16 protein-coding genes are annotated in these 24,287 nt (G+C 35.6%); 9 read left to right on the plus strand and 7 right to left on the minus strand.

Annotated elements, in window-relative coordinates; translation table 11 throughout:
- Positions 1 to 83: 83 nt before the first annotated feature.
- From AB3G33_RS15120 to AB3G33_RS15130, 3 genes are all read right to left on the minus strand, one after another.
- Complete coding sequence (locus AB3G33_RS15120) at positions 84 to 7,823, minus strand: YDG domain-containing protein (RefSeq protein WP_367771122.1); 7,740 nt, start codon at positions 7,821 to 7,823, stop codon at positions 84 to 86.
- Positions 7,824 to 8,291: 468 nt separating this feature from the next.
- Entirely contained in the window at positions 8,292 to 9,335 is a 1,044-nt protein-coding gene (locus AB3G33_RS15125; protein ID WP_367771125.1) for a sensor histidine kinase, read from the minus strand.
- A gap of 145 nt (positions 9,336 to 9,480) precedes the next feature.
- On the minus strand, positions 9,481 to 11,328 hold the full coding sequence (locus AB3G33_RS15130) for a CocE/NonD family hydrolase (RefSeq protein WP_367771128.1): 1,848 nt from the start codon (positions 11,326 to 11,328) through the stop codon (positions 9,481 to 9,483).
- A 228-nt stretch (positions 11,329 to 11,556) separates the two neighbouring features.
- On the opposite strand from AB3G33_RS15130, the gene AB3G33_RS15135 reads away from it, so the two are divergent.
- Positions 11,557 to 13,086: a carboxypeptidase-like regulatory domain-containing protein gene (locus AB3G33_RS15135; RefSeq protein ID WP_367771130.1), complete on the plus strand. Its 1,530-nt coding sequence runs from the start codon at positions 11,557 to 11,559 to the stop codon at positions 13,084 to 13,086.
- Positions 13,087 to 13,144: 58 nt separating this feature from the next.
- Positions 13,145 to 13,705 (plus strand): MepB family protein, encoded by a 561-nt coding sequence (locus AB3G33_RS15140; protein WP_367771133.1) that lies wholly within the window; start codon positions 13,145 to 13,147, stop codon positions 13,703 to 13,705.
- A 22-nt stretch (positions 13,706 to 13,727) separates the two neighbouring features.
- Here the strand turns inward: AB3G33_RS15140 and AB3G33_RS15145 are convergent, their stop codons facing one another.
- Both AB3G33_RS15145 and AB3G33_RS15150 read right to left on the minus strand, forming a co-directional pair.
- Positions 13,728 to 14,522 carry a polysaccharide deacetylase family protein gene (locus tag AB3G33_RS15145; protein WP_367771136.1) on the minus strand — a complete coding sequence of 265 codons (795 nt, stop codon included), beginning with the start codon at positions 14,520 to 14,522 and terminating at the stop codon, positions 13,728 to 13,730.
- Between the two features lie 60 nt (positions 14,523 to 14,582).
- Complete coding sequence (locus AB3G33_RS15150; protein WP_367771139.1) at positions 14,583 to 15,176, minus strand: DedA family protein; 594 nt, start codon at positions 15,174 to 15,176, stop codon at positions 14,583 to 14,585.
- Between the two features lie 134 nt (positions 15,177 to 15,310).
- Here AB3G33_RS15150 and AB3G33_RS15155 point away from each other — a divergent pair, with 134 nt between their 5' ends.
- The 4 genes from AB3G33_RS15155 to AB3G33_RS15170 all read left to right on the plus strand — a co-directional run bounded on the left by AB3G33_RS15155 (position 15,311) and on the right by AB3G33_RS15170 (position 18,837).
- Complete coding sequence (locus tag AB3G33_RS15155) at positions 15,311 to 15,760, plus strand: hypothetical protein (RefSeq protein WP_367771141.1); 450 nt, start codon at positions 15,311 to 15,313, stop codon at positions 15,758 to 15,760.
- Positions 15,761 to 16,006: 246 nt separating this feature from the next.
- The gene (rlmD, locus tag AB3G33_RS15160) at positions 16,007 to 17,419 is read left to right on the plus strand and encodes a 23S rRNA (uracil(1939)-C(5))-methyltransferase RlmD (RefSeq protein ID WP_367771144.1); all 1,413 of its coding nucleotides are present in this window, start codon (positions 16,007 to 16,009) and stop codon (positions 17,417 to 17,419) included.
- An 82-nt stretch (positions 17,420 to 17,501) separates the two neighbouring features.
- Positions 17,502 to 18,023: a DUF6452 family protein gene (locus tag AB3G33_RS15165; RefSeq protein ID WP_367771147.1), complete on the plus strand. Its 522-nt coding sequence runs from the start codon at positions 17,502 to 17,504 to the stop codon at positions 18,021 to 18,023.
- Complete coding sequence (locus AB3G33_RS15170; RefSeq protein WP_367771150.1) at positions 17,995 to 18,837, plus strand: DUF6048 family protein; 843 nt, start codon at positions 17,995 to 17,997, stop codon at positions 18,835 to 18,837. Before AB3G33_RS15165 ends, AB3G33_RS15170 begins: the two co-directional genes overlap by 29 nt.
- A gap of 75 nt (positions 18,838 to 18,912) precedes the next feature.
- On the opposite strand, the gene AB3G33_RS15175 is transcribed toward AB3G33_RS15170, so the two are convergent.
- Together AB3G33_RS15175 and AB3G33_RS15180 are read right to left on the minus strand one after the other, a co-directional pair.
- Positions 18,913 to 19,149 carry a hypothetical protein gene (locus AB3G33_RS15175; RefSeq protein WP_367754313.1) on the minus strand — a complete coding sequence of 79 codons (237 nt, stop codon included), beginning with the start codon at positions 19,147 to 19,149 and terminating at the stop codon, positions 18,913 to 18,915.
- A gap of 135 nt (positions 19,150 to 19,284) precedes the next feature.
- The gene (locus tag AB3G33_RS15180) at positions 19,285 to 20,454 is read right to left on the minus strand and encodes a class I SAM-dependent RNA methyltransferase (protein WP_367754315.1); all 1,170 of its coding nucleotides are present in this window, start codon (positions 20,452 to 20,454) and stop codon (positions 19,285 to 19,287) included.
- A gap of 161 nt (positions 20,455 to 20,615) precedes the next feature.
- Here AB3G33_RS15180 and AB3G33_RS15185 point away from each other — a divergent pair, with 161 nt between their 5' ends.
- From AB3G33_RS15185 to AB3G33_RS15195, 3 genes are all read left to right on the plus strand, one after another.
- Entirely contained in the window at positions 20,616 to 21,380 is a 765-nt protein-coding gene (locus AB3G33_RS15185; protein WP_367771152.1) for a class I SAM-dependent methyltransferase, read from the plus strand.
- Positions 21,381 to 21,421: 41 nt separating this feature from the next.
- The gene (locus tag AB3G33_RS15190) at positions 21,422 to 22,093 is read left to right on the plus strand and encodes a ZIP family metal transporter (RefSeq protein WP_367771154.1); all 672 of its coding nucleotides are present in this window, start codon (positions 21,422 to 21,424) and stop codon (positions 22,091 to 22,093) included.
- Between the two features lie 328 nt (positions 22,094 to 22,421).
- Complete coding sequence (locus AB3G33_RS15195; protein WP_367771156.1) at positions 22,422 to 23,261, plus strand: alpha/beta fold hydrolase; 840 nt, start codon at positions 22,422 to 22,424, stop codon at positions 23,259 to 23,261.
- Positions 23,262 to 24,287: the final 1,026 nt, after the last annotated feature.

Here is a 24,287-nt window from a genome sequence, read left to right on the forward strand (position 1 = left end):
ACTATTTGTAATTAAATCTAAAAAAACCAGCCCAAATTAAATTGGGCTGGTTTTCTCTAAGTTCATAGTATCACCCAATTATTTTATTTTTTAATAACATTAATTGCTTTTTGGTTGCTTCCTTGTCTAATTAACAATAGATATTCTCCAGAAGGCAATTCTTCTCCTAATAAAACATTTTGCGCATTTGGTTTTTCTATTCTTTTAATCATTCTTGCAAGCATATCGTAAACATAAATTTCCACTTTTTCTTCAGTACCTTGAATCGCTATAGTAAATTGATGGTTTGATGGATTAGGATAGGCTTTTACATCAAATTCAGCTAAATCAATTATTTCTTGTTTCCCTATTACAAGAGGTCTATGTGCAATAGGTGCTTCACATTTCGCATTACAAGGTCCTAAGAAATCTCCATGTGCTAAATGTGCCGCTACTGCCGATTCATCTACACAAATTTCATTACAACTATTATTAGTTTTGTGGCAAATTTTAACTTTTGCATTACCACTTTTTCCAGCAAAACAACGAACATCTTCAGCCCAAACTTGAGTTGTTGTTATAAAACTACAACCAAATCGATCAGTAATTGTTGCTGTTATAATCGCGTCTTTCATTAATTTTACAGTTAATGCATAAGTACCTGTTGAAATAACAGTTGAAGTTACAGATGGAATACCTGTAGCACTACAAATGTTATTCATATTTAAACTTGAATTAGTTTTTGTTGCTTCTCCAGTAAAAGTTTCATTTCCTCCATTCACATTACATTCCATAGGTCGATTCAACTCATATTTAATGGTGTATGGACCAGTTCCCCCTGCTGGCAATGTAGTGATTGTTGCAATTTGATCTGTTGATAAACCAAAATACAATTGTTTATTATTTATAGATGTCGTAGCACTTAAAGAACTAGTAATGTTTACCTTAAAACTACAACTAGCAGAGTTCCCACTAGTATCTGTAGCTGTCCAAGTAACTATCGTCTCTCCCTTATTAAAAACTACTCCATCAAGGCTATTACCACTACCTATAGTAACTCCAGTAAGTTGATAAGTTACACTACTTAACGCATAATTATCTGTTGCAGTTGCATTCCAAACTGTTCCTTGTTTAGTATAAGTACATAAATTACTATTTACTTCAAGTTCCATATTCGATATGCAACTAATTATTGGTTTTTGAGTATCTGTTATGATTCCTGTTGTATTATTAATATAATTAATACTGTAGTTTAAACCGCCGTTGCCGTCACTAATTGTCAAGCCTGAAGCAGTCATTACTTTATTTGTACCTACATTTTTGTTATCATAAACTTGTAGTGGTATTGTAATAATTACATCTGGAGAAATAATTCCTGATATCGTAGGAACCGCTAATGAGCTAGTATAACCATCGTATTCTTTAGTGTCAGTTATTGCTGTGACTGTAACCTCTTTTTTACTAATATTTGCTATAGTTGTATTCAAAGAAATTAAATTGTAGTTATCCTTAGCAGGACCTGAAAGTGTAGCCCCAATTAAAGTCACTGTCTTATCTGTTCCAACATGTTTTGTATCAAAAGTACCTGAACCTCCCTCTAAACTCACATTTGTAAGATCTGTTGTCAGTACTCCAATCAATGAGCGACTAGTAACAGTAGCAGTATTATTCCCATCATAAATTTTATTACTGGCAGTGAATGAACCTTCCAAAGCTTTTGTAGTAATTACAAATGATGCTGTGTTATAAGTAATGTCATAATTACTTAATACTGAAGCTGGATTTAAAACAGCACTAATTATATATGGACTGCCTAAAACAGTTTCACCCGCAGTTCTACTGTATGAAGCCGTAACTACATCTGAAGAAAGAAACCCAACTAAATTACCGCTCAATATAGGATCTATCGAACCGTAAACTTTAGTATTTACTATTGGTGAAACACTCGCAACTTTTCGCAAAATCGTAAATGCTTCACTGTCTGAACTTGACCCGTGATTTGCATCTCCTGCATAAGTATAACTTGCTGAAGCGGTATTCACTCCTGCATCAATGTTATTGGTATAATTCGCAGTTGGAGTTAAACTCAATCCTCCTGCTCCGGTTACGGTAACCGAAGCCGGCTCAATTGCCGAACCGGTATAAGTAAATGGTGCGCCTGTGATTGTAACTGTGGTTACAGAAGCGGCTTTACCTATTGTAAAGGTTTTATTGTCTGAACTTGACTCGTGATTTGCATCTCCTGCATAAGTATAACTTGCTGAAGCGGTATCAACACCTGCATCAATGTTAGTTGCATAATTCGCAGTTGGAGTTAAACTCAATCCTCCTGCTCCGGTTACGGTAACCGAAGCCGGCTCAATTGCCGAACCGGTATAAGTAAATGGTGCGCCTGTGATTGTAACTGTGGTTACCGAAGCGGCTTTACCTATTGTAAAGGTTTTGTTGTCTGAACTTGACTCGTGATTTGCATCTCCTGCATAAGTATAACTTGCTGAAGCGGTATTCACTCCTGCATCAATGTTAGTTGCATAATTCGCAGTTGGAGTTAAACTCAATCCTCCTGCTCCTGTTACGGTAACCGAAGCCGGCTCAATTGCCGAACTGGTATAAGTAAATGGTGCGCCTGTGATTGTAACTGTGGTTACAGAAGCGGCTTTACCAATTGTAAAGGTTTTGCTGTCTGAACTTGACTCGTGATTTGCATCTCCTGCATAAGTATAACTTGCTGAAGCGGTATTCACTCCTGCATCAATGTTAGTTGCATAATTCGCAGTTGGAGTTAAACTCAATCCTCCTGCTCCGGTTACGGTAACCGAAGCTGGCTCAATTGCCGAACCGGTATAAGTAAATGGTGCGCCTGTGATTGTAACTGTGGTTACAGAAGCGGCTTTACCAATTGTAAAGGTTTTGCTGTCTGAACTTGACTCGTGATTTGCATCTCCTGCATAAGTATAACTTGCTGAAGCGGTATTCACTCCTGCATCAATGTTAGTTGCATAATTCGCAGTTGGAGTTAAACTCAATCCTCCTGCTCCGGTTACGGTAACCGAAGCTGGCTCAATTGCCGAACCGGTATAAGTAAATGGTGCGCCTGTGATTGTAACTGTGGTTACAGAAGCGGCTTTACCAATTGTAAAGGTTTTGCTGTCTGAACTTGACTCGTGATTTGCATCTCCTGCATAAGTATAACTTGCTGAAGCGGTATTCACTCCTGCATCAATGTTAGTTGCATAATTCGCAGTTGGAGTTAAACTCAATCCTCCTGCTCCGGTTACGGTAACCGAAGCTGGCTCAATTGCCGAACCGGTATAAGTAAATGGTGCGCCTGTGATTGTAACTGTGGTTACAGAAGCGGCTTTACCAATTGTAAAGGTTTTATTGTCTGAACTTGACTCGTGATTTGCATCTCCTGCATAAGTATAACTTGCTGAAGCGGTATTCACTCCTGCATCAATGTTAGTTGCATAATTCGCAGTTGGAGTTAAACTCAATCCTCCTGCTCCTGTTACGGTAACCGAAGCCGGCTCAATTGCCGAACCGGTATAAGTAAATGGTGCGCCTGTGATTGTAACTGTGGTTACAGAAGCGGCTTTACCTATTGTAAAGGTTTTATTGTCTGAACTTGACTCGTGATTTGCATCTCCTGCATAAGTATAACTTGCTGAAGCGGTATTCACTCCTGCATCAATGTTAGTTGCATAATTCGCAGTTGGAGTTAAACTCAATCCTCCTGCTCCTGTTACGGTAACCGAAGCTGGCTCAATTGCCGAACCGGTATAAGTAAATGGTGCGCCTGTGATTGTAACTGTGGTTACAGAAGCGGCTTTACCAATTGTAAAGGTTTTATTGTCTGAACTTGACTCGTGATTTGCATCTCCTGCATAAGTATAACTTGCTGAAGCGGTATTCACTCCTGCATCAATGTTAGTTGCATAATTCGCAGTTGGAGTTAAACTCAATCCTCCTGCTCCTGTTACGGTAACCGAAGCCGGCTCAATTGCCGAACCGGTATAAGTAAATGGTGCGCCTGTGATTGTAACTGTGGTTACAGAAGCGGCTTTACCTATTGTAAAGGTTTTATTGTCTGAACTTGACTCGTGATTTGCATCTCCTGCATAAGTATAACTTGCTGAAGCGGTATTCACTCCTGCATCAATGTTAGTTGCATAATTCGCAGTTGGAGTTAAACTCAATCCTCCTGCTCCTGTTACGGTAACCGAAGCTGGCTCAATTGCCGAACCGGTATAAGTAAATGGTGCGCCTGTGATCGTAACTGTGGTTACCGAAGCGGCTTTACCTATTGTAAAGGTTTTATTGTCTGAACTTGACTCGTGATTTGCATCTCCTGCATAAGTATAACTTGCTGAAGCGGTATTCACTCCTGCATCAATGTTAGTTGCATAATTCGCAGTTGGAGTTAAACTCAATCCTCCTGCTCCTGTTACGGTAACCGAAGCCGGCTCAATTGCCGAACCGGTATAAGTAAATGGTGCGCCTGTGATTGTAACTGTGGTTACAGAAGCGGCTTTACCTATTGTAAAGGTTTTATTGTCTGAACTTGACTCGTGATTTGCATCTCCTGCATAAGTATAACTTGCTGAAGCGGTATTCACTCCTGCATCAATGTTAGTTGCATAATTCGCAGTTGGAGTTAAACTCAATCCTCCTGCTCCTGTTACGGTAACCGAAGCTGGCTCAATTGCCGAACCGGTATAAGTAAATGGTGCGCCTGTGATTGTAACTGTGGTTACAGAAGCGGCTTTACCAATTGTAAAGGTTTTATTGTCTGAACTTGACTCGTGATTTGCATCTCCTGCATAAGTATAACTTGCTGAAGCGGTATTCACTCCTGCATCAATGTTAGTTGCATAATTCGCAGTTGGAGTTAAACTCAATCCTCCTGCTCCTGTTACGGTAACCGAAGCCGGCTCAATTGCCGAACCGGTATAAGTAAATGGTGCGCCTGTGATTGTAACTGTGGTTACAGAAGCGGCTTTACCTATTGTAAAGGTTTTATTGTCTGAACTTGACTCGTGATTTGCATCTCCTGCATAAGTATAACTTGCTGAAGCGGTATTCACTCCTGCATCAATGTTAGTTGCATAATTCGCAGTTGGAGTTAAACTCAATCCTCCTGCTCCTGTTACGGTAACCGAAGCTGGCTCAATTGCCGAACCGGTATAAGTAAATGGTGCGCCTGTGATCGTAACTGTGGTTACCGAAGCGGCTTTACCTATTGTAAAGGTTTTATTGTCTGAACTTGACTCGTGATTTGCATCTCCTGCATAAGTATAACTTGCTGAAGCGGTATTCACTCCTGCATCAATGTTAGTTGCATAATTCGCAGTTGGAGTTAAACTCAATCCTCCTGCTCCTGTTACGGTAACCGAAGCCGGCTCAATTGCCGAACCGGTATAAGTAAATGGTGCGCCTGTGATTGTAACTGTGGTTACAGAAGCGGCTTTACCTATTGTAAAGGTTTTATTGTCTGAACTTGACTCGTGATTTGCATCTCCTGCATAAGTATAACTTGCTGAAGCGGTATTCACTCCTGCATCAATGTTAGTTGCATAATTCGCAGTTGGAGTTAAACTCAATCCTCCTGCTCCGGTTACGGTAACCGAAGCCGGCTCAATTGCCGAACCGGTATAAGTAAATGGTGCGCCTGTGATTGTAACTGTGGTTACAGAAGCGGCTTTACCTATTGTAAAGGTTTTATTGTCTGAACTTGACTCGTGATTTGCATCTCCTGCATAAGTATAACTTGCTGAAGCGGTATTCACTCCTGCATCAATGTTAGTTGCATAATTCGCAGTTGGAGTTAAACTCAATCCTCCTGCTCCTGTTACGGTAACCGAAGCCGGCTCAATTGCCGAACCGGTATAAGTAAATGGTGCGCCTGTGATTGTAACTGTGGTTACAGAAGCGGCTTTACCTATTGTAAAGGTTTTATTGTCTGAACTTGACTCGTGATTTGCATCTCCTGCATAAGTATAACTTGCTGAAGCGGTATTCACTCCTGCATCAATGTTAGTTGCATAATTCGCAGTTGGAGTTAAACTCAATCCTCCTGCTCCTGTTACGGTAACCGAAGCCGGCTCAATTGCCGAACTGGTATAAGTAAATGGTGCGCCTGTGATTGTAACTGTGGTTACAGAAGCGGCTTTACCAATTGTAAAGGTTTTGCTGTCTGAACTTGACTCGTGATTTGCATCTCCTGCATAAGTATAACTTGCTGAAGCGGTATTCACTCCTGCATCAATGTTAGTTGCATAATTCGCAGTTGGAGTTAAACTCAATCCTCCTGCTCCGGTTACGGTAACCGAAGCTGGCTCAATTGCCGAACCGGTATAAGTAAATGGTGCGCCTGTGATTGTAACTGTGGTTACAGAAGCGGCTTTACCTATTGTAAAGGTTTTGCTGTCTGAACTTGACTCGTGATTTGCATCTCCTGCATAAGTATAACTTGCTGAAGCGGTATTCACTCCTGCATCAATGTTAGTTGCATAATTCGCAGTTGGAGTTAAACTCAATCCTCCTGCTCCTGTTACGGTAACCGAAGCCGGCTCAATTGCCGAACCGGTATAAGTAAATGGTGCGCCTGTGATTGTAACTGTGGTTACCGAAGCGGCTTTACCAATAACAAAATTACCCGCAGACAAACCTGTTAAACTATTATAGTTTGCTGAATCGGTAGGCATGAAGCTAGCCGTAACTGCATATGTACTTGCATTGGTTTGAGTAGCCACTCCTCCAGTAAGGATACTATTGACATTTCCTGGAACAGAACTACTTGATACTGAAACTGTAGCCGATTTCCCTGTTCCATCATATGTAAGTGGAGAATTATTTACTGCTAGAGTTGCTGTTGGGGTAGCTTTGCTTATTGAAAAAGCAGTAGCAAGAGAACTAGCAGAATTGTAATTCCCATTTGCTCCAACTGTTGCAATCACCGTGTAATTTCCAGCATTTGTTGGTTGTATTGAACTTTGTGGATATGTAGTTGGACTTACCCCAACATAACTGTAGGTATAACTTGTTCCTGTTCCTGTATTAGTTGCCGAATTTGGCCCCTGAGGAGAACCATTATACACATAAGATCCTACTATTGGAGTAACGGTTGGAGTTATTTTTCCGCCCACAACCAAAGTCGCGGTTGTCGTTCTAGTGTTGACAGGATTATTATCGTCAGAACCAGATATATTTAAGGTGTAGGAGCCCGTGGGCGTAGCTACCGTTGTAGTAACTGTCAAGGTTGCATCTGAAGACCCATTTGGGCTTACAACAGATGGTGCAGTGGCACCTGTTGGAAGACCACTTGTTACACTATAAGTGACTTTAGGTTTTCCTCCATTATTTACTAATCCTGCAGTCATTAAAAATGAAACGCTACCAGCAGTTCCAGAGGTAAGAGAACCTGTTTGAGCTCCAGCTGATATTGATGATAAAGTTTGTTGAGCATCTGTAAACGTCCACTCTGCATGTAGTAAAGATGTCGCTCCATCCGCAGTCAAAAGTAAAGTGGCTCCAAGAGCATCACCTTGCGCAACTGTGGGTACATACCATGAGGAAGTAAACGAACCTAAACCATCTGCGACAACTGTCCAAGGCTGATGATACTGTGGATCTGTTCCTGCAGGTTCTTCACCTGCATGCTCCACTAATAGTGTAACAGTTTCACCAGCCTGAAATCCAGAACCAGTAATAATAGCTGTTGATCCTGGTGTATAATCAAGCAGATCAGTTGATACTGTCTGTGAATAAACCCCACTAGCAAAAAATAAATTGGTAATTAAAAAAACAAAAATCAAAAATCTGGAATTGCGTAGAAATGTTTTCATATTTATTGAATTTAAATAATAAAATAACGAACAATAAAAACTTAACTGTAGGATGGTGTTGAATCTATAGAAAGGGGGCTTTCTAATTGGTATATCTAAAACGCTCTTAGATAAAAAAGGCTTTTTTAAGGTTAAAAAAAGCGTGGCTCAATTATCTGTATTTCTTTAACTTAAATACTAATTTAAAGTATTTTAAAAATAGAATTACCTTTTTTTTTAATGTTTCCGATTAAAGTGTTAAAAAAAACTATAAACGACACAATAAACTGATTACAAATGAATTAAAAATAGTACAAAACAAAAATAAAACGAATTTATTATGAATTTTTCATGAAAAAATTTACCACAAAACAAAATCCGCAATAAAATTGAATTTTATTACGGATTCTTAAATACACAGACTAAATAGTGTTAAACTTCTAGATTGTAGTTTTAAAGTAACTATTAAATGTGCAAAGATTTAAACTATTAAAAAATAATAGTAAAAGTGGCGCCTTTGTTCTGGCCTTCACTAGTAGCTGTAAGTTGTCCATGATTTTTTTCTATTATATTTCGACACAAATACAACCCAATTCCAGTAGAGCCTTCATTTGAAGTTCCTAACTTGCTCATTTTTGTGAATTTTTTAAATAATTCACCAATTTGATTTTGGTTGAAACCAATTCCTCTATCGGCAATACTAATTATCAATTTTGCATTTTCTGAATAGACCTTTAAATTAACCTCGCTTTTAGAATAAGAAAATTTTATAGCATTATCGATTAAATTCACTAAAACCCGAATTAATAACTCCTCTTCAATTAAAAGTGTGGTTTCTTGAATATCAATTGACACAATTAATTTTATCTTTTTTATGTCTAACAACTGTTTCACTTGGGTTTCAACAGCAGCAATCAGAGGTTTAAAAAGTATCGTTTTTGAATCCGGACTTGTTTTTAAAACGGCATCTTGTTCTTTAAGTAATTTTAAAAAATTCTCAATATACATGAATTGTTGATTGGAAGATTGATAAATCAACTCCGCCAATTCTTTTATTTCTTCAGTAGGATTTGCATCTAATATCAACCTTGCCAATAATTGAGGTTGTCCTGCGAAGTTTTTTAAATCATGAGACAATAAGTAAACTAAGTCTTGCTTTTCAACAATGAATTTTTCGTGTTCCATAATCGTCTCCTGAATATTACGCATTAGAAAACCGGCTTCATCAAAATAAATAATGGGCAATTCTGGCACTTCTCTTTCTTTCTTATAATTTCTCAAAGCTCTTGAAGCCACTTCTATAGGTTTTATTAATTGTTTCAAGATAATTAGTGTAATACCAGAAGCCAATAAAGTCATTAAAAGCGCAAAAAACAAAATGGTATTTGGAGAGATGGAGAAATTTCCATATAAAACGAAAAACAACAATCCTATTAATGGAATATGAATGCCAATAAAAGCAACAAAAAGAAATTTAAAAGCATAACTTCTACTAAGAAAACTAATTTGAGATAATTTTTTATAAAAATACATGAATTTACTTATTTTAAAAAAATACGTAAAAAACCGTTCCTTGGTTTTAAAGTTTACAATAAATTTAAAAATCCCTTTTAGGTGTAAACAAAAAAACCCAATCCTAACTTTAAGGATTGGGTTTCTCATTAAATTCTTGTTTCTATTATTTTAGAACCGAAAATATAATCTTAGAATCATCATACACGCGTTGTGTTTGTTTTTTAAAATCTTCTGGTTTGGCATAAAAGATATTGTCAACATAGGTTTGCGGATTCAAATCAATAAAAGGAAACCAAGTACTTTGAATTTGAATTTGAATTTTGTGTCCTTTCTTGAACGTATGCATTATATCTTGTAATTTGATTTTCACCGCTGTTTTTTCATTAGCTACAAAAGGTTCTGGATGGATAAAGCTATTTCTAAAACGGCCACGCATTACTTCACTTCGCACCATCATATGGTAATTGCTCATTTTTAAATATGGAGCTACCTCAGGTGTTTCCGGTTCATCCTTAGGGAACACATCAATTACTTTTACAATCCAATCGGAATCGGTTCCAGATGTGGACACTTGTAATTGTGCCAATATAGCCCCTGCTAGAGTTGTTTTCTCCGTTAATTTTTCTGTTTCAAATACTAAAACATCAGGACGTCTCGCTGCAAAACGCTGATCATCGGTCATGTATTTTCTTGGCGTTATCCCTTTTTGATAGATATCTTCGGTAAAAGGAACTGGTTTTTTTGGATCGCTGATAAATTCTTGAAATCCACCATCATTTTGTGGTACGTTCGACAACTTATTTTGAGTCAAATAATACGTTTCTTTTACTGCATTTTTTGGTGGCCAAACATCATAGGTTTTCCAATCTTTCACCCCTGTGTCAAAAACATAGGCTTCTGGTAATTTGTTTTCGCCCTTCCCATTGTCTTTTAAAAAGTGACGAAAAAAGTTGGCTTCAATATTTTTTTGAAAAAAACCAGAAATACTATCCCCAAATTTTATATTTCCAATCACTGCAGCAGGTGTATTTCTAGCCCAATCGCCATGACTCCACGGCCCCATAACAATCGTATTGTAATTTTTACTGCTTTTTTCGATAGCCTGATACGTATTCAAAGGACCGTACAAATCTTCAGCATCAAACCAACCTCCAACAATCATAACTGCAGGCTTGATGTCTTTTAAATGTTGTAAAATACCTCGTTTTTGCCAAAAATCATCATAGCTACTGTGGTCTTTTAGCTGTTGCCAAAATTCATTGTCTTTCCCATAAAATTTATCTAGGTTAGTCAAGGGACCCTGATCTAGAAAAAACTGATAATCATCTTTGGTTCCCATATCTGGAAATTGATACCAAGCTTTGCTCGTTTTCTCTGATTTTTGAATTCCAAACAAAGGAGTTGCTTTCCAATAGCTCAATAAATAAGCTCCATTGTGATGAAAATCATCAAAAAAGAAATCACTAATACAAGCCTGAGGCGAAACTGCTTTCAAGGCAGGATGGTTACTCAACAACGAATACGTAGAATAAAATCCAGGGTACGAAATTCCCCAAACTCCTACATTTCCATTATTATTGCCCACGTTTTTCACCAGCCAGTCAATCGTATCATAAGTATCTGATGCTTCGTCTACTTGGGTTTTCCCTTTTTTGTTAGGAATATAAGCGCGCATGTTATCATACAAACCGTCACTCATCCAGCGCCCACGCACATCTTGATACACAACAATATAACCTTCCTTCATCATGGTATCACTAGGGCCAATGCTCTTTTTAAACTGTGTTTCTCCATAAGGCGCACAACTGTAAGGCGTGCGCTGCATAATGATTGGGTATTTTTTAGAATGGTCTTTTGGCGTATAAATGGCAGTAAATAAAGTTACACCATCACGCATTTTAATACTTACTTCCTTTTTAGTGTAGTATTCTCCTACTGTACTTGGCGTTAGGTCTTGGGCAAAAACGCCAGTAGTAATTGCGAAAAATGCAATAAATAATAGTTTTTTCATGTAAACAATAGCTAATTATAGAACGGTAAAGATATTTAGAATAATAGTATAATAAAACATCCAATGATAGAATTTTGATATATCATTAAAATTAGGTCTTGTGATTCTAGTTTTTTTAGTGTCAATTTACTAATGATTAAATAAAACCTAAATTCTTTTCTATTTATGCTATCTGTTAGTAACAAAACTAAGGTAACATCGTCTTATTTATAAAGCAACATAACCTATATGAAACCAAACTTCTTTACTACTTTGTTCACGTTGCTTATGATTCAACTAGGATTTGCCCAAAATATAAAAGGAAAAATAATCGATTCTACAACTGGGGAAAGTATTCCGTATGCTAATATTAAGGTAAACGAGTCGGAAAACTTGGTTTCTAATGCAGAAGGTTTTTTTACGCTATCAGAGAAAAACAGTACTGACGAAACCTTGCTTACGGTTTCTTATTTGGGTTTCGTCAATAGGCAATTGACCGTCAGCGAATTGAAAAAATTGGATTTCAGTATTAAACTGACGCCAGGCGTTTTTGAACTTAATGATGTTGCCGTGTCTAACATAAAACCAAATCCTTATGAGATTATGGCTAATGTTAAAGCCAACTTAAGCCGTAATTATGCCACTGGAGAAACAGGGTCAAAAGACATGCTTTTTTATAGAAAATCAAACAATTTTAAACCCTCTTTAATTGATGTTGAAATTAATAAGTCGACAGGGTTTACAAAACAAGCTTTAAACAAAGTCAATACTGACTTAAAGGCTTTTTCTAAGCAATTAATTTCGCATCCTCCGCAGGAATTCACTGACATCCTTTGTAATTATTATTCGGTTAAAACCAAAAAAGGAGACAAATTCCTCTTCAACTCAAAACTGGATGTTCTTAAAGCCACTGTATTAAAAAACGAAGGCCGTTCTAGCGCAATGGACGATTTAGAAAAAACAGTCATGAATTTGATTTTGAAGCACTTAGACTCCACTAAATATTACCGCGCAAAAAGTGGCCTTTTTGGATCAAGAGACACGATTTCGTTACGTAAAGACTTCAATAAAAAGAAAAACAAAGGTATTGACATAGAAATAAACAGCCAGTTAACGGCCACCAAAGCCAGTTTGAATTCCTTTCTGTCAGATGCTAATTTTCTAAGTAGTACAAAATTAGAATTTATTAAAAAGACGGATTTATATGACTATACCTACGAAGGAGTAACGTATACTAATGAGAATGAATTTGCCTACATACTGAGTTTTAAACCTCGAAGAAGCAAGGCGAAATATCTAGGTAAATTATATATTTCTGAAACGGATTATGCCATCTTGAGAACAGATTATATCCTAGACGAAGGAGAGAAGTTGAATAATTTTAACATGAAGTTTCTATTAGGAATTAAAGCTTCAGAGAATGTCAGTAAAGGAACAATAACCTACAAGAAAAAAGCAGAAGACGGGAGTTATTATATGCAATATGCCGCTGTTGAAAAGGGAAATTACTTTTATTTAAACCGCCCTTTAAAATTTATTGAATTAACGAGTAGTGAAAAAGATGTGCTGGCACTTGATATAAAAATTGAAGCAAATACGAGCAATAAAATAGAGTTCCTCAATATGTCTCGATCTGAAACAACTGCAGCTGCAATTGAAAAAATAAAGGAAGCCGATTTTAAATTTAAAACTATCAAATCGTATGATCCTACCATTTGGAAAGACTACAATGCCATCGAACCCTTACAAGAAATGAAACAATTCAAAGCTATGAATTAAGTTAGTAAAATAGCTAATGATTAAAACATTAAGCCAAAAACTGCTAAATTAATTAACTTTGAAACTCAACAGCACTTTTCAATTTATGATTCTTCAACACTCCACAAGCCATAGTATTCCAAACCAATTAAAAATAATAAAAGAATTATATTACGATAAATACGGACTTCCTATTACCCAACTTAGTATTAATCCCGAGAGTAAAGAGTATGAAGCCTGTACGTTTTTATTGAATAAAAAAATGATTGTTTATCGTCAAGGGAAAATTACTCCTACTAAAGTTGGACAATTTGTAACCGTATGGAAAAGAAATAAAGCTGGTATTACAGCTCCTTTTGATACAAAAGATATCCTAGATTTCATAATTATAACTGTAAAAACGGATACACAATTAGGTCAATTTATATTCCCGAAAGCGGTATTAATCACAAAAGGAATTCTAACTCATAATGGCAAAGAGGGGAAACGTGGCATAAGAGTTTATGCACCTTGGGACAGAGTGAGCAGCAAACAAGCAATACAAACCCAAAGTTGGCAAACTGATTATTTTTTACAGCTTGATGAAGAAAATAAAATAGATCAAATGCGCATAAAAGAATTATTAGGAAATAATAAATAACAAAAACCAATAAGACATTTAATTATTTATGTTCTTTAATGTATTTTGCTACTTCTACCATAGGTGCAACCCAAATATCTTTTTTTCGCTTTTTTAAATATGCCAGTAATTTACGGTGCTCTTCTAAATCTACATTTAATCCATGTTCACCACCAACACCGTGAAATAGAAAAACAATAAAAGATTGCGCCTTTTCAGCGGCTTCAACTTGAGCAATCATTTGCGCAGCGGTACTACCATTTTGTCCAAAAGCATTCACATTGGATAGATCTACCTCTTTTATTGAAAGGAAATTAGATTCAACTCCACGAGCAGCTACAAAATCATTCTTTAAAAAATTATAGTAAAGCGTGTCATTTACGGTAAGATCCCCACATGGATAGGCAAAAGTACGTTCCACTTTTCCATCAATCGCTTTGAGTAATGCATTTGTCACTCGTACTTCGTTTACGGCTCTTGCCACAGAATACTTGGACAAATCAGTTTCTGAAGTAACAAAACCTCTTCCGGGTAAACGACCATCACAAGGATGATTCAAGGAATGGTTTCCTAATTCATGGCCTTTCTTTGATGCGTTACGCCATTCTTCTATTCGATTTGCCACCACTGGCGAACCGCCTATTAGATAAAAAGTTCCTTTAAATTTATAGGAATTGAGCATAGGTATTACCTTATCAAGATGAATATTTAAAGCATCATCATAGGTTAATACAACCCCACATTTTTTACCATTCCAGTTTCTATTTCCTTCTTGTGCATTAATAGTAGGAACGGCCAACACAGCTAATATAAGAAGTAAGGTATTTTTTAAATTCATTTATGCTAATTTATAAAGGGTAATGATTTATAGACAATGTATTTGAGTTGTGAATATCGCTTATTGATGTTTTTTCCTAAACTTAAAAAATAAGACAATAGTAATAACAATCATCAAAAGTACAAATATAAAATGTCTTACAAATTCAAGTTCTTTTAACAAATATTCCAAACTGTTGTGAAATAACATTACGGCGGCGATATAAAGCGTTATAAAAATAAGCGTTCCAAATCCATTAACAATAAAAAAAGTACGCCATTTAACATGAAAAAGCCCTGCAAAAATGGGACTAAAAAACCTAATTTTAGGAATAAAACTCAATAGCAATAGGGTTCTCACACTGTGTTTTTCCATTCCGTCAATATATTTTTTTTGCATCTTTTCCCCAATTTTATTTTTAAAGCGATCAATTAATTTATTCCCTGAAAAGGCCAACCAATAAAATAAATTATCAATAATAGTTAATCCACAAAAAGCGGATAATCCTGCATAATACGGATTGATTACATGATGTTGAGCAATATAACCTATAGATAACAAGGTAACTTCTTCTGGGATGGGAGTCAATTGATCCAGAAATAGAAACCAAATGAAAATACCAAAATAGCTTAGTGGATTATATGAAAAGATAAGGCCATACATATTCAATTTCATTAGTTATTCAAATTTACTAAATTAGAAAAAGAAATAACCAATTCAATATCATTAAGTTATAAAAATCAGATTTTAAAATTTCAATCCATAATTTAGTCTAATTTTGCTTTTCCTAAAAGTAACAACACACAATTATGCTCTCAAAAGTACAGTTTAAAGAATGGTTTGATCGCTATAAATATGCTGAGTTAGCTGCGACCTCTGCTGCTTTACTGGGTTCACAATTCAGTCTTTTTTTTAATGGTTTGACTACAGCCTACTTGATTACGTTTACGGAGTATTTAGCTTTTTATGGAGTTATTATCACTATGGTCTATCTGCAACTTTCAAAAAAGAATGAAGCGATAGCACAACAAACTTCTCTAACTGATTTGTTACAAATTGTCAAGAACCTACTATTAGAATTTGGATATCCTGCACTTCTGGATATTGCATTTGTTCGGCCTTTTTGTATGTACTGGTTGCCTATTGCAACAGGAAATGCCGTAACGGGAATTATGGCCGGGAAGATTTGTGCTGATGTGGTTTTTTACTTTCTCACTATTGTCAATTACGAATGGATGAAAAGGAATAATCATTACTAGACAAAAACCAAATTACACCTCAACTCCCCTGCCCCTGATTGAAGCGTAAAACCCGAAATTACCACAGCCTACAAAGCCGTGCGAGAAAAGAGCGACCGCAGGAAGCTCCTTTTATTGCCGGATATGGGCTGTGGTAAAGAGGATTTGTAGCGAAAAGCAGGATTAGGCTCAAATAAAAATCGCTCTTTTTTGAAAATATTTCCCAATTTGAATTTATAAAAGTTTACAAACGCTTATTTTTGCGCTATGGGAAGAAAAAATACAGACAAGGTTGTCTTTCATCAAATAAAAGTCCTTGATGCAGGTGCAAAAGGCGTATCGGTAGCAAAAGCGCCGGATGGTAAAGTAGTGTTCATACCGAATGTGGTTCCGGGTGATGTGGTTGATGTACAAACTTTTAAAAAGCGTAAGTCGTTTTATGAAGGAAAAGCGGTGCATTTTCATGAGTTTTCGGAGCACCGTGTGGAACCTGTTTGCGAGCATTTTGGTGTTTGCGGAGGTTGTAAATGGCAAAATATGAACTACAACCAACAGTTGTATTATAAGCAAAATGAGGTTTTGAACCACTTGCAACGCATCGGGAAAATTGAACTTCCTGAATTTGAACCTATTTTAGGATCAGAGAAAAAGTTTTTCTACAGAAACAAAATGGAATTTTCATTTTCTAACAGCCGTTGGTTAACCGAAAAAGAAATTGACAGCACGGAAGATTTAGGAAATAGAAACGCACTAGGTTTCCATATTCCAAAAATGTGGGATAAAATCCTGGGCATCAATAAATGCCATTTGCAAGAAGATCCATCGAATGCAATACGTAATGAAGTTCGAGATTTTGCTAATGCAAACGGACTGACATTCTTTAACCCTAGAGAACATTCTGGTTTATTGAGAACCTTAATGCTGCGCACCGCTTCAACAGGTGAAATCATGGTTTTGATTCAATTTTTTGAAAACGACAAAGCCAACAGAGAATTGATCTTAGACCATTTATACGAGAAATTCCCGCAAATTACTTCATTGCAATATGTAGTGAATAATAAAGCAAATGATACCTTATATGACACGGATATTAAATTGTACAAAGGTCGCGACTATATCTTAGAAGAGATGGAAGGATTGAAATTTAGCATTAATGCTAAGTCTTTTTACCAAACCAACTCCGACCAAGCCTACGAATTATACAAAATAACACGTGATTTTGCTGGATTGACAGGAAATGAAATTGTGTATGATTTATATACGGGAACGGGTACTATTGCTCAATTTGTTTCTAAAAAAGCAAAAAAAGTAATAGGTGTAGAAAGTGTTCCTGATGCCATTAAAGATGCAAAAGCGAATGCGGTACGCAATGAAATTACAAATTGTGAGTTCTTTGTAGGAGACATGAAAGTGGTGTTCAATGATAGTTTCATTGCACAACACGGACATCCAGATGTTATTATAACAGATCCGCCTCGTGACGGAATGCATAAAGACGTGATTGAACAAATCATGAAAATTGCTCCAGAGAAAGTGGTGTATGTAAGTTGTAATTCGGCTACACAAGCACGTGATTTAGCCTTGATGGACGAGAAATACAAAGTGACTCGCGTGCGCCCTGTGGATATGTTTCCGCAAACACATCATGTGGAAAATGTAGTGTTACTCGAGAAAAGATAAGATTGTTGAATAACGAATAATGATTGCTAATTTTTGATTTAAAAAAATCGGGAATTAGCAATCTTCATTCAATATAATGTATATGAAAAAAATAATTCTTTTAGTATTGACTATTGCTTTCACTTTCTCCAGCTGTGAGAAAGATGATATTTGTGATGCCAATACCGTTACTACTCCTCGATTAGTGATTTCGTTTTATGACATAAACAATTCATCTGTTTTGAAAAATGTGACGAATCTAAAAATAATTGGAGAAGGAATGACGGAAGGAATTACATATAAAAGTAGTACTTTGATTAATGGAAGTACGGTTTCTATTCCGCTAAAAACAGATGCAGATGCAACTAGTTTCCGTTTTATATTGAATTATGGTAATTCAAATCCAGCGGTAGTGTATGAAGACAATCTAAAGTTTAATTATTCCCGAACTACTGTTTTTGTATCTAGAGCCTGTGGATTTAAAACTGAATTTACTTTAGATCCATTAATTCCATATGTTCATACAGCTGCAGATGTTACTGTTGAAAAATGGATTCAATATATTGCAGTAAAAAATAGCGCTATCAATAACGAAAATGAAACACACCTTGAAATATATTTTTAGTATTTGCCTCATTTTTTCTTTGTTTTTAGCCGAAGCACAAGAAACTACTCCTGTTAAAAGTACTCCCGAAAATAACAAAACGGAGGAAGGTATTATTCCTGACAATTCGTTTAAAAATGCCGAAAAACTACCCCAAGAAGTAAATAATGACAGTATTCCAGTTATAAAAACAAATCGGTACGGTTTGCGTGTAGGAGTTGATTTATTTAAGCTGACACGTGCTTTATATGATAAAGATTATAAAGGAATTGAATTAGTAGGAGATTATCGAATATCAAAAAAATATTACCTAGCTGCGGAACTAGGAAATGAAAATAAAACAACTGATGACACTCGGTTAAACTCAACCGCCAAAGGATCTTATTTAAAAGCAGGTTTTGATTACAATGCCTACGAGAATTGGCTCGATATGGAGAATATCATTTCTATAGGGATGCGCTATGGTTTTAGTACGTTTAGTCAGCAATTAAACACCTACAAAATTTACAATGCCAATCCTTATTTTGGAGAAGTTCCAGCTCTTACCTCTGGAGAAAAATACAGTGGTCTTTCTGCCAGTTGGATCGAAGTGGTTGCAGGAGTTAAAGCTAAAGTATTCAATAATGTCTTTGTTGGATTCGGCTTTCAACTGAAAATGTTAGTTTCTAATAAAAAGCCTGATAATTTTGACAACCTATATATTCCCGGATTCAACAGAACGTATAATGGAAATTTTGGTGTAGGATTTAATTATACAGTATCGTATTTCATTCCTATTTACAAAAAGAAGGTAATACCAGTTGTTGTTACTAAGAAACAGAATCCAAAAAAATAAATTCTTTTACTGAAAACAAAAAGGAGCTAATTATAATCGTATAATTAGCTCCTTTTTTTATGTTGTCAAATCGTGTTATCCTATTTCCTTAACCTCTTTCATAAAAATCCATCTCATATACAACTTCTCCCCGTCATTCGTTTTTATCGATTTGAATTTAGGTGCTAAAATTGTCCCTACCATAAAAGCAGTCATAGGAATCCAAAATCCAGTTAAACCTGTATAACGTTCTGCCAAATAACGTACGGATATAAATAAAATGGCGAAACAACCCATTTGATATAAAAATGCTCTTACTTGTAATTTTGTCATGCTATTTTGTTTAAAGTTTAAGGTTTAAAAAAAGTTTAAAGTTAGATAATGTTTATCAATGATAAATTTGTACCCTTCTATTTTCTTTTTTCTTTCCTCTTTATTCTTTGCTCTTTTTTCTATATTCTTATTTCACTATTCCCCTTCAGTTACCTGAAATTTTGTTCTCTTACTACCCTCGTACATTTCGTATTTTACTAAACGTGCTTCGATACTTGCATTAAAAAGTTTGATTTTTCTTGAAGGTTTTAACCCTACAAATTTCAAAGCTTCCAGGTTTCCAGTAATGAACCAAGCATTAGTTCCAGGATAATTTTTCTTTAGAGTATCTCCAATATTCTTATAGAATTCTTCCATATGAATATCCAATCGTTCATCATAAGGCGGGTTGAATACCATGTGTAATTTTCCTTCGGTTGTTTTCTCCGTATCAAAGAAGTTTTTTTCTTCAATCGTGATGTATTCATCCAAATTGGCATTCTTGATATTATCTTTGGCTTTTTGAACTGCCGATGGTGCTTTATCGTATCCTTTTATCGTGTGATGAAACTCACGTACTCTTTTTAACAAGCTGTCCGTAATATTATCAAACAATTCATTATCCCAATCGTGCCATTTTTCGAAAGCAAATTCTTTACGGTTAATGTTCGCCGGAATATTACAAGCAATCATAGCCGCTTCCGCTAAGAAAGTTCCTGAACCACACATTGGATCTAAAAAATCCGTTTGTCCGTCCCAACCAGAAAGTAACAAAACTCCTGCTGCCAAAACTTCGTTGATTGGCGCAATATTAGTTGCTGTTCTGTATCCACGTTGGTGTAATGAATTCCCTGAGGTATCAAGAGCAACCGAAACTTGGTCTCTATCAATATGAATGTTGATTCTTAAATCGGGATGGATTTTATCAATGCTTGGACGTTGTCCTGTGCGCTCTCTAAATTGATCTACAATAGCATCTTTACACTTTTGAGAAACAAATTCGGAGTGATTAAAGTTATCTGAATGCACCGTAGCATCAATCACAAAAGTTTGATTGGCATTAATATATCTTGACCAGTTCACACCAGTAATTCCTTTGTATAAAGCTTGTTCGTTATTTGCCTTAAAAAAATAAATGGGTTTTAGGATTTTTAATGCGGTACGCAACGATAAATTCGCTTTGTACATAAATCCCTTATCTCCTTTAAAACTCACCATTCTTACACCCTGCTCCACGTCTTGCGCGCCTAACATTTGTAATTCCTTTGCTAATATTTCTTCAAAACCAAAAAAGGTTTTGGCAACCATCTTAAAATTATTTTCCATTTTTTTGTATCAATTAAAACAGACCTATTTCTGCTTTATATTTAACCTCTGATGAAAATCAGAGAATTCTCTACGTGAATCTCCGTCTATCTCCTCAGAATCGTTATTTTTCAGCAAAAATACACTAAATTTGCCGGATAGAATAAATTGAAAAAGAATAAATGTCTGAAGAACAAAAATCAAACCCTATAAATCAAGAAGAACCAGCACCAACATGGTTCAGTTCTTGGTTCGATACTCCCTATTATCACATTCTTTATAAAGAGAGAAACTATAGAGAAGCGCAGCTATTTATGGATAACATCACCCATTACCTCAACCTTCCTGAGAAAGCAAAAGTGCTTGACTTGGCTTGCGGTAAAGGCCGTCATTCTATTTATTTGAACCAACTGGGATTTAATGTCTTAGGCGCCGATTTGTCGGAGAATAGTATCGCTGAAGCCAACAAAAATGCCAACGACTCTTTACACTTCAAAGTACACGACATGCGTGAACCTTTTGAAGAAAAATTTGATGCAATATTTAATTTGTTCACTAGTTTTGGTTATTTCGAAAACGACGAAGACAATTTAACCACTTTAAAAGCCATCAAAGAAAGCTTGTCTGACTATGGTTTTGCCGTAATTGACTTCATGAATGTCAAACAAGTGCTCGATACATTAGTTCCTGAAGAAACAAAAACGGTTGAAGGCATCGATTTTCATCTGAAACGCTATTTAAAAGACGGACATATCTATAAAGAAATCGACTTTGAAGACAAAGGACAAAAATTTCATTATACCGAAAAAGTAAAAGCCTTAACTCTTCAAGATTTTGAAGCATTAATGGAAGAAGCAGGAATTTATCTTTTGGATATTTTTGGAGACTACAAGTTGAAAAAATTCTACAAAAATGATAGCGAACGCTTAATTATGATATTTAAGTAGTTGATTAATCCATTCAACAAATAAACGATTCAACAAAAAACATGAATTACCTTTTACCCTTACTTTCTGTACTGTTAGGCTATATCATTGCATCAATTTTAAAACCAAAAAACAAAACCAACCTCAAGCTATTATTGGCTTTTAGTGGGTCTTTTTTATTGTCTTTAACCGTGATGCACTTGCTTCCTGATGTTTACGAAAGCAAAGACAGCAACATAGGTATCTTTATCATGTTAGGGATTTTGTTCCAAATCATACTAGAATTTTTCTCTAAAGGGGCAGAACATGGACACGTTCATGGACACGAAAACATGAACCATATTCCGTGGTTATTGTTCATCAGTCTTTGTATTCATGCCTTCTTAGAAGGATTCCCTGTAGGCCATCATCATGATAATCTAGCCATTGGTATCGCCATTCATCACCTGCCTATTGCCATCATCTTGACTACCTTTTTCATCAATTCGCATTTGAATCCAAAAGCCATTTTTGCCTTCATGATCACCTTTGCCGTCATGACGCCACTAGGAACACTCGCATCCGATTATTTACCTTTTTTAAACCAATATACTACTCAAATCACAGCCGTAGTCATTGGGATATTATTCCATATTTCATCTACCATTATTTTTGAAAGTAGCGAAGGACATAAATTCAACATTGCCAAAGTTTCCATGATTATCCTAGGAATCTTACTGGCTTACTTTTTATAATAGTACCATTTGGGCGTGCCCCTTCGTAAAAACTTCGGGTCGGGCTATTCACTTCAATCTTTTTATTTTTAAAGAAAAAATAAAAAGGATTTCCGCTATTATCCCTCACGCGAATTCAACAATTTTCTATGAAATCCGTTGCCAAAATCAATCGTATATTATCAGGACGCCAAAAAAATTACAATTTTATAAAATGAAAGAAAAATTACCTATATTTGATAATCAACCATGCAAAATTTTATTAGGTTCTATCTTTTCTAAGTCAAAATCATTAATCTGACCTCGAAACACTTACCTATAATTTAGCGACCTACTTAAACCAAAAAACATGAAAATTTCCATTCCAATTTTAGTTCTTTTTTTGACATCTTCAATATGCGTAACAAATTCGCAAAACAAGTTTGACACAGATTACGGAAACAACAATGCGGTCGGGAAATATGTAGACTTAAATGGAGCAAAAATATATTATGAAGAATATGGAAAAGGGGAGCCATTACTATTAATTCATGGATGCGGAGGCGACATTAAATCAATGGAAAATCAAATTGATTTCTTTAAAAATAAATATAGAGTTATTGTTGCAGACAATAGAGGTCAAGGAAAATCAGAATTAAAAACGGACTCATTGACTTATACTCAGATAACTAAAGATTGGGAAGGATTAGTTAATCATCTTAAATTAGATTCTATTAGCATACTTGGATGGAGTGATGGAGGTATCATAGGACTAGAAATGGGAATTAGTAACAAAACTAAAATCAAGAAAATTATTGCAATGGGTGCCAATTTAAGACCTGACACAACCGCTGTTAATAGTTGGGCACCAGCAGAAGTACGGAAATATCAAACCGAAGCAAAAGAAATGAAAGCAAAAGGAGATACTTCACGAAATTGGAATCTAGAACTTCAACTTTTTGGACTTTTACTAGACCAACCCAATATTAATCCGCTTGATTTAAAAAAAATAACGACTTCTGTTTTGATTATGGTTGGCGACAGAGACATTATAAAAAATGAACATGCTGTAGAGATTTACAATAATCTACCAAAAGGCCAATTATGCATTATGCCTGGCATGGGTCACAACGCTCCTCAAAATAATCCTATACTATTTAATGAAATAGCCAATCGATTTTTAACAGAACCATTTGACTATGGTAAATAATAATTATTTACCAATCCGTTTTATCCGCGTTCCATCCTAAACGATATACTTTCTATCGAGGCTTGATCCTTCCCTTTATTGTGGATACACTTAGTGTGATTGCTTCGCTCCGTGCAATGACAAAGTGCATCAAATTATAAATTCTGTAATACTTAAACCTTCTGTACTGCAATTTGCTACACAAATAAAGCAAATAGTACTATCTACAAACAAAGTCATGGCGAGGAACGAAGCCATCTTACTAAAACTCATCGACAATAAAACTAAAAAAATATGACAACGGAAATACTAGATGAGATTGATACTTTCTTCGCAATGAATTAGTTATTGCTAGAAAAAAAATACGCATAAAATCCGTTTTCATCAACGTTTTGCTTTAGCAATCCGTTTTATCCGCGTTCTAAACTAAACGATTGACTTTCCCAATCTAATAGAAACTGTTCTTCATTGTCGAAATACTAGATGAGATTGGTACTTTCCTCGCAATGACAAAGTGCATCAAATTATAAATTCTGTAATACTTAAACCTTCTGTACTTCAATTCGCTACACAAATAAAGCAAATAGTACTATCCAAAGTCATAGCGAGGAACGAAGCTATCTCACTAAAACACATCGACAATAAAACTAAAAAAATATGACAACGGAAACACTAGATGAGATTGGTACTTTCTTCGCAATGAATTAGTTATTGCTAGAAAAAAAATACGCATAAAATCCGTTTTCATCAACGTTTTGCTTTTGCAATCTGTTTTATCCGCGTTCTAAACTAAACGATTGACTTTCCCAATCTAATAGAAACTGTTCTTCATTGCCGAAATACCAGATGAGATAGGTACTTTCTTCGCAATGACATAGCTAATGGTAAAGAACAGACAATCATGAACCCTTCTAGTACGAATTTTTAAGCCGTGTCCAGAAAGAATTTCGTCAATGAAAATCTAAAAACTGTATTGAAATTTAAAATTGCCTTGAACATTTAATCTAACTATAGCTAAAACAAAGTAGAAAACCATTTATAGGAATG

Source organism: Flavobacterium sp. WC2421 (assembly GCF_040822115.1).
Lineage (GTDB): Bacteria > Bacteroidota > Bacteroidia > Flavobacteriales > Flavobacteriaceae > Flavobacterium.